Below are 7,449 nucleotides of genomic sequence, written 5' to 3' on the forward strand. Positions count from 1 at the left end.
CCTCGATCGCGCGCGCGATCTCGGCCGCGAGCACCGTCTTGCCGGTGCCCGGCTCGCCCTTGACCAGCAGCGGGCGTTCCAGGGTGATGGCGGCGTTGACGGCGATCCGCAGGTCTTCCGTGGCGACGTAGTCGGCGGTGCCGGTAAAGCGCATGCGCTTGCTCCGAGGATGGGAAATCGACGCCGAAGGCTAGGCGGTGGCACCGGCAAGATCAACACGCCTTTCGGCGGCAGGTTGGCACGCTATCGGCGGGGACGGCGCGGCAAATCTTGCCGCATTGCCGGTGCGAAACTGCCGGGGAGGCGGTGTCCGGCCTCGCTTCGCGCCAGCAAGTACATTGAAAAACAAAGGATATTTCCCGGATTTCATTTGGCCCGGCGCTTGCAGAAAACGCTGCGCCGACGTGTTGTCACGTTCAAGGATCGGAGGAGTTCGGCAAATGGGTATCTACAGTGCGATTGCCACATCGGTCAGCGGCCTGCGTGCGCAATCGACCGCTCTCGAGCATATTTCGGGCAACATCGCGAACTCGCAGACGACCGGTTACAAACGGACCGAGACGAACTTCGCCGACCTCGTTGCCGACGGCCCGCCGGACACCCAGTCCGCGACCGGCGTTCTGGCGTCGAGCCGCTCCACCAACAGCGTCCAGGGCGATATCCTCGGCTCGGACATCGAGACCTACATCGCCATCGACGGCGAGGGCTTCTTCATCGTCTCCGAGAAGCTCGGCGAAATCGACAACAACCTGGCCTTCTCCGATACCGACCTCTATACCCGCCGCGGCGACTTCACCACCGACAAGTACGGCTATCTGGTGAACGGCGCCGGCTACTACCTGCAGGGCCTGGCGGTCGATGCGAACACCGGCAACATCTCCGGCAGCGTGCCGGAGCCGATCCGGATCTCCGGCGACTTCCTCGAAGCCGAGGCAACGACCGAAATCGTCTACCGGGCGAACCTGGCGAAGTATCCGCTGACCGCCAATGCCGACGAAGACGTGCCGGGCAGCGAATTCCTCGATCCGGCCGATTTCAACAACGACCCGACCGCGAGCGGCGACGGCTTCGTGCAGGGCCAGGACGAAACGGCGTTTATCAACAGCACGATCTCCGGCGGCGCCATCACGGCCTACGACTCCTCGGGCTCCACCGTCAACGTCCAGATCCGCTGGGCCAAGCTCGACGACGACACCTACAACATGTTCTACCTTGAGGATTCGACTGCCACGGGCACCGATCCCATGTGGCGCAATGTCGGCACGGACTACGACTTCAATGCCAGTCGCCAGCTCGACCCCGACTTCGGGTCGGTGACGATTACCGGCATGACCGTCGACGGCGTCACGCTCGGCGACATCACCATCCAGCACGGTTCGGCCGGCATCACCAGCTTCTCCGACGCCAACGGTACGGCGAAGGTCACCGAACTCAGCCAGAACGGCTATCCGGCCGGCGAGCTGGAATCGGTCGCGATTTCCGATTCCGGCCGGGTCACGGCGTTCTACACCAACGGTGAGCAGCTCGAGATCGCGGAGGTCGGCATCGCCACCTTCAATGCGCCGGATGAGCTGCGCAAGGTCGACGGCGGCGCGTTCCTGGCGACCACCGAATCCGGCACGCCGATCATCGGCGGTTCCGGCAACATCATCGGCTCGGCGCTGGAAGCTTCCAACACCGACATCGCCGACGAGTTCTCCAAGCTGATCATCACGCAGCAGGCCTACACGGCGAACTCGCGCATCATCACCACCTCGGACGAGATGCTGCAGGAGGCACTGAACATCGTCCGCTAGACATTTGTGTGCGTCGGCCGGCGGGCGCCCCGGGCGCCGCGCCGGCAACTAGAACGGATCGACCATCATGGGTATCACCGCAGCCGTCAACATATCGCTCAGCGGCCTGGCGATTACGCAGCGCGAGCTCGAGATCGTTGCGTCGAACATCGCCAATGCGGATACCCCCGGCTACACCCGCAAGAGCCTCATCACCGAAAACCTGGCGGACCGCGACGGCTCGTCCCTCGGTGTGCGCGAGGTTACCATCCAGCGCAACTACGACAGCTACGTCGCGGCCCAGTACCGCAACAGCGTCATCGACGGCAGCTATCTCGACGTCATGGCGAGCTTCCAGTCCCGGCTCGACGCCATGTACGGCACGCCGGGCGACGTCAACGCCCTCGATACGATCTACAACGACTTTACGTCCGCCATCGAGGCGCTGGCGACCTCGCCGAGCGACTACACGGCGCGCCGCCAGGTCGTCACCAGTGCGCAAACGCTGACCTCGCAGCTCAACAATCTGTCGGACGAGATCCAGTCGATGCGCGCGGAATCGGAGCGCGTCATCTCCGACTATGTTTCGCGCGCCAATCAGCTCCTCGGCGACCTTGAGGACGTCAACCGCCAGGTGGTCTCGTTCTCGTCCACCGGCGCGATGCCCGTCGACCTGCTCGACACCCGGGATTCCATCGTTCTGGAACTGTCCCAGATGATGGACATCAAGGTGTCGGAAGCGGACAACAATTCGGTCCGCCTGTTCACCTCGAACGGGACGCTGCTGTTCGACGATACGGCCGCGACGCTGTCGTTCGATCCTGCCGCCTCGGTCGATGCCAATGCCACATGGAGCGCGGATCCGGCCGAAAGCGGCCTCGGCTCCATCTACCTGACCTCGGACAACGGCTACAAGGTCGACCTGATCGCCGACAAGGCGATCCAGTCCGGCGAGATCGCGGCCTATATCGACCTGCGCGACGACGTGCTGGTTGAGGCCCAGGCGCAGCTCGACGAGTTCGCCTCGAACCTGTCGCTGGCGCTGTCGAACCGGACCGAGGAGGGGACCGCGGTCACCGTCGGCACGTCGGACGGTTTCGACATCGACCTTACCGATCTGCAGCAGGGCAATCCGATCACCTTCGAATATGTCGATGTCGGCAGCGGCGAGACGCAGACCTATACGTTCATCCGGGTCGACGATCCCACCATGCTGCCGCTCGACGACGATGCGACGGCCCGGGCCGACGACACGGTGGTCGGCATCGACTTTTCCAGCGGCCTTACCGCTGCGGCCGCCGATATCGGCGCCGCGCTCGGCGTCGGCTTCACCGTCAGCGACGAGGGCGGCGGCGTGCTCCGCATCCTCGACGACGGCGGTACCACGACCACGGTGTCGTCGCTCTCGGCATCGGTCACCAACACCGGCCTGACCGACGAGGGCGTGGAATTCGCCCTGTTCGTCGACGGCGGTTCCGGGGCCAACCCCTACACGGGCGACTTCGAGGGGACCTCGCAAAAGGTCGGATTCGCCGGGCGGATCGGCGTCAACAAGCAGATTATCAACGACCCGTCACTGCTGGTGACCTACGAGACGACACCGGCGGAAACCTCGGCCGGCGATCCCACCCGGCCGCTGGCGATCATCGATGCCCTCAGCCAGGCCACTTACACGTTCTCTGCCGATTCCGGCCTCGGCTCTGATCGGGTGCCCTATGCGGGCACCGTTTCGGGCTTTCTCGCCTCCGTCGTGAACTATCGCGGGTCGGAGATGGCGTCGGCGACCCGGGCGGCCGATTCCCGGCAGGCGGTCACCCAGTCGCTGAATGAGCGCCTCAGCGAGGTCAGCGCCGTCGATGTCGACCAGGAACTGAGCGCCCTGATCGAGCTGCAGTCGGCGTATACCGCGAACGCCCGCGTCATGCAGGCGGCGCGTGAAATGATCGACACGTTGATGGGCATCTAGCCCGCACAACCGCGTATCCAGGAGAGGACAGATGGTTTCCTCGCTTTATGATCTCCAGACCCCGATGGTCGCCCGGCTGACCGAGTTGCGGGGACAGTATGACGGGCTGGCAAAGCAGCTTTCGACCGGCAAGGCCGCCGATACCTATGGCGGGCTCGGCAATTCGCGCGGACTCGACATCGCGCTGCGCACCCGGTCCGCGGAAATCAAAGCCTGGCAGACCAGCATCACCAATGTCGATCTGCGCCTCAAGCTGATGGACACGTCGCTGTCGCGCATCGCCGACATCGGCGACGAGGTGAAGAACGCGGCCGATCCCAACGTCTACACGCTGAACACCAAGGGCCAGACCAACGCCCAGTCGATCGCCAAGACCTCGCTTGCCGAAATGGTCGGCCTGCTCAACACCGATGCCGCCGGCCGCTACCTGTTCTCCGGCAAGGACGTCGACGTCAAGCCGGTGGAGAGCCTGGACAAGATCCTCGACGGCACCGGCACGCTTGCCGGGTTCAAGCAGGTCGCCTCCGAACGGCTGCAGGCCGACCTCGGCGATGATGATCTCGGCCGGCTTGATATCTCGTCCGCCGGTACCACGGTGACGCTGGCCGAGGACGGCGACCATCCCTTCGGCTTCAAGCTGACGGGCATCGTCTCCAACCTTTCCAACGCGACGATCACCCAGCCGAGCGGGACGCCGGCGACGGGGTCGGTCGAGTTCACGGACGTGCCGGCCAATGGTGAGACGATCACCGTTCATGCCGAACTGCCCGACGGGACGACGACCTCGATCGAGTTGATCGTCAGCGACGATCCGGATCAGGAAAATGGGTTTGCGGCCGGTGCGACCGCTGCCGATACCACCGCCAATTTCCAGGCGGCGCTTGAAGACGCGATCGCAGAAGAGGCGGCGACGACGCTGAGCGCGGCCTCGTCGATGCAGGCGGCGGCCGATTTCTTCGATACCTCGAATGGCGGCACGCCGCAGCGGGTCGACGGCCCGCCGTTCGATACGGCAACGGCGCTGCGCGACGGCAGCACCGACACGGTGACCTGGTATGTGGGCGAGAACGGCACCGACGACGCCCGCTCCACGGCATCGGCACGAATCGACGACACGCTCACCATCGAATACGGCTCGCGGGCCAATGAGGAAGGCTTCCAGCAGGTCATCCAGAGCCTTGCGGTGATGACGATCTCGACCTTCGATTCGGCGGTCGATACCGACCGCGACCGCTATGGGGCGCTGGCCTCGCGGGCCAACACCATGCTCAACGAGCAGCCCGGGGTGAATCGCGTCGAGACCATCCAGGTCGAACTCTCCACGACGCATTATGCGGTGACGAAGGCGAGCCAGCGCCACACCGCCACGTCTGGCACCCTGACGACGCTGGTGGAAGAGATCGAGGCGGTTGACCTCGACGAGGTTGCGGTCAAGATGCTGACGCTGAAGACGCGGCTGGAAGCCTCCTACCAGGCCTCCGCGCTGCTCAGCCAGATGTCGCTCGGCGACTATATCTGACGGCATTCAGGCTTTTTTCGAACCGGTTCGCGGCAGCGCCGCGGGCCGGTTTTTTCGTGCGCGTCGGCCGTGCTTTGGAAACGGCAAACGGCGCCCGGTCCGTCGGACCTTGGGCGCCGTTCGATGCGTCCGGTTCGGCAAGGGGCGCGTCAGGTGCTGCTGCGCAGACCCTCGGCCATGACCTTGTTGATCTGGATCAGCGAGTTGAGGCGGGTCGGCTCGGACCGGCGGCTGATGCTCAGCGTATGGCGGAAGATGAAGACGGCGAGGTTGCCGATGTTCTGCTTGGTCTCACGCGGCAGCGGGCTCTCCGGCGAGGTCGCGGAGGTCGCCAGGATCGACCAGAGGCGGCGGTTGAAGTCGAGCGCTTCATTGAGGCCGGAATTGTCTTCGGTCCAGCTCTCCTTAACCGCCTGAAGCTTTCTGGCGGCCTTCAGGAGCAGGCTTGCTTCCAGTTCCCGCGGATTCGCCGTCGACTGGGTCGTCTTCTGATAGGTTGCCGTCGCTTGATTGTACATGACTGATGAGAGCCTCTTCGTAGCGGATCAGCTTCTTTGCTTCTTTAAGTGCTTTGTATGGCTTATTATTTAAGATATTATTGCTGATATTAGTCACAAACGGAATAGTGCTCGGTGCGGCCGAAATTAATTCGTTGATCAATTCGAAATAGTTTTGATGAAATTTTTCCGGAGTCTTGGATAGATACATCAATTGAACCGCAAAATAGATGTTTTTCGCGGGCGAATTGGCGTCCTCGACGGACATGATATCTTTTTGTCGGAGTATTGGGGCGTCGCCCTCGATAAAAAAGCGGGTGCGGTGCGGCCCGTTGGTGATCGCGCTCTCGCCGACGATGATCTTCTCGCCCGGCTTCAACTCGACCTTGAGGGACATGACGCTTCCTTCCGCGAAACGGTGAACCGGCGGGGCGCTCTTCCGGCGCTGCGCAGGGCGCCGGCCTGGGCGCAGGCTCGGCCGGGTGTCTGCCGATCCGAGGCGCGGGGGGCATCATGGACCGGTCATGCTTACCGACTGGTTAATTTCGGTCTTTCGCCAACCTGAGCCGGCAAGGAAAAAGCGGCGGAACCGCGATGATTCCGCCGCCTTTGATGTCGTGGTTGCGGCCGGGTGGCCGCGTGTGCCGTGCCTTAGAAGAGGCGCAGGACCGCCTGGTCGGCCTGGGAGGCCAGCGACAGGGCCGTCGAGGACAGCTGCTGGCGGGTCTGCAGGGCGAGCATGTTGGCCGCTTCTTCGTTGGTATCGGCAAGAACCAGATCGTCGGCGCCGGTTTCCAGCGTGTTGATCATGTTCTTGGTGAAGTCCTCGCGGTTCTCGACCATGGACAGGTTGGAACCGAAGGTCGAGGCCTGCGACCGGATGGTGCCGAGGGCCGACTTCACCGTGTTGATCAGCTCGTCGATGTTGGTATCGGAATCCAGGGCGTCAGCGTCGATGGTGCTGAGGCCGAGATAGGACGAGTTGAGCGTCTCGCCGTTCTCCGACTGGATGTCGAGGGTCGACGTGCTGGTCTCGTTGAAGGTCATCGTCAGCAGGTCGCCCTGCAGGAGGTTGATGCCGTTGAACGAGGAGTCGTCGGACAGCTTGTCGAGCTGGTCGCGCAGGTCGTTGAACTGCGTGGCCAGGTCGCTGCGGACCTCGTTGCCGTCGATGGTGTCGGTGCCGCTTCCACCGTCGATGGTGCCGGACGTGGCGTTGGCGCCGGTGACGGTGAGGTCGTTGGTCGACTGGTTCTCGATGCGCAGGCTGCCGTTGTCGTTCGACGCCCGGACCTTGTCATCGAGGCTGGAGTTGGCATTGATCTCCGAGACCAGCGTATCGACCGTCTTGGCCTCAACGTTGGTCAGGGATTCGGCACCGCCGGCGAGACCGGAGTCACTTGCGCCGGCCAGCGTCTCAGCGACGTTGGACACGGCAACCGAAGCGACGTCGGAGCTCGAAGCAGTGTCCGCGGTGAGGACCAGTTCGCCGCCGTCGGTGCTGGCGGTGATGTCGACCGACTCGGCATCGAACAGGGCGTTCACGGCATCGGCAAGCTCGTCGGCGGTGACGGCTTCAACGTCGGCGACGTCGAACGTTACGGCCGAACCGCCGTCGAGCGTCAGGCTCAGCGTGTCGGCGTCCGAGGCGGTGATGGCCACGGACTGCGCCGTCGCGCCGTCGAGCGAGAC

6 protein-coding genes and 1 pseudogene are annotated in these 7,449 nt (G+C 63.7%); 3 read left to right on the plus strand and 4 right to left on the minus strand.

Translation table 11 applies throughout. From position 1 onward, the window contains the following. Nucleotides 1-154, minus strand: a pseudogene (locus CH339_RS25180) (AAA family ATPase); the annotation flags it as partial. A gap of 286 nt (nt 155-440) precedes the next feature. On the opposite strand from CH339_RS25180, the gene CH339_RS19360 reads away from it, so the two are divergent. The 3 genes from CH339_RS19360 (at nt 441) to CH339_RS19370 (ending at nt 5,260) form a co-directional block, all read left to right on the plus strand. Further along, nucleotides 441-1,796 carry a flagellar hook protein FlgE gene (locus tag CH339_RS19360; RefSeq protein WP_111436020.1) on the plus strand — a complete coding sequence of 452 codons (1,356 nt, stop codon included), beginning with the start codon at nt 441-443 and terminating at the stop codon, nt 1,794-1,796. A gap of 67 nt (nt 1,797-1,863) precedes the next feature. Further along, nucleotides 1,864-3,741 carry a flagellar hook-associated protein FlgK gene (flgK, locus tag CH339_RS19365; protein WP_111436021.1) on the plus strand — a complete coding sequence of 626 codons (1,878 nt, stop codon included), beginning with the start codon at nt 1,864-1,866 and terminating at the stop codon, nt 3,739-3,741. 31 nt (nt 3,742-3,772) lie between these two features. Then, nucleotides 3,773-5,260 (plus strand): flagellin family protein, encoded by a 1,488-nt coding sequence (locus CH339_RS19370; protein ID WP_111436022.1) that lies wholly within the window; start codon nt 3,773-3,775, stop codon nt 5,258-5,260. Between the two features lie 149 nt (nt 5,261-5,409). Here CH339_RS19370 and flaF read toward each other — a convergent pair whose 3' ends face one another. The 3 genes from flaF to CH339_RS19385 form a co-directional block, all read right to left on the minus strand. Next, the gene (gene flaF, locus CH339_RS19375) at nt 5,410-5,778 is read right to left on the minus strand and encodes a flagellar biosynthesis regulator FlaF (protein WP_111436023.1); all 369 of its coding nucleotides are present in this window, start codon (nt 5,776-5,778) and stop codon (nt 5,410-5,412) included. After that, entirely contained in the window at nt 5,666-6,154 is a 489-nt protein-coding gene (gene flbT, locus CH339_RS19380; protein WP_111436024.1) for a flagellar biosynthesis repressor FlbT, read from the minus strand. Before flbT ends, flaF begins: the two co-directional genes overlap by 113 nt. Nucleotides 6,155-6,408: 254 nt before the next feature. Next, nucleotides 6,409-7,449: flagellin (locus CH339_RS19385; RefSeq protein ID WP_276329886.1), on the minus strand; the 1,041-nt coding region annotated here is incomplete at its 5' end.

The organism is Rhodobium orientis, from assembly GCF_003258835.1.
Taxonomy (GTDB): Bacteria; Pseudomonadota; Alphaproteobacteria; order Rhizobiales; family Rhodobiaceae; genus Rhodobium; species Rhodobium orientis.

Coding starts and splice junctions, on each gene's coding strand:
- CH339_RS19360 (WP_111436020.1), top strand. CDS start 441: ATGGGTATCTACAGTGCGATTGCCACATCGGTCAGCGGCCTGCGTGCG.
- flgK (WP_111436021.1), top strand. CDS start 1,864: ATGGGTATCACCGCAGCCGTCAACATATCGCTCAGCGGCCTGGCGATT.
- CH339_RS19370 (WP_111436022.1), top strand. CDS start 3,773: ATGGTTTCCTCGCTTTATGATCTCCAGACCCCGATGGTCGCCCGGCTG.
- flaF (WP_111436023.1), bottom strand. CDS start 5,778: ATGTACAATCAAGCGACGGCAACCTATCAGAAGACGACCCAGTCGACG.
- flbT (WP_111436024.1), bottom strand. CDS start 6,154: ATGTCCCTCAAGGTCGAGTTGAAGCCGGGCGAGAAGATCATCGTCGGC.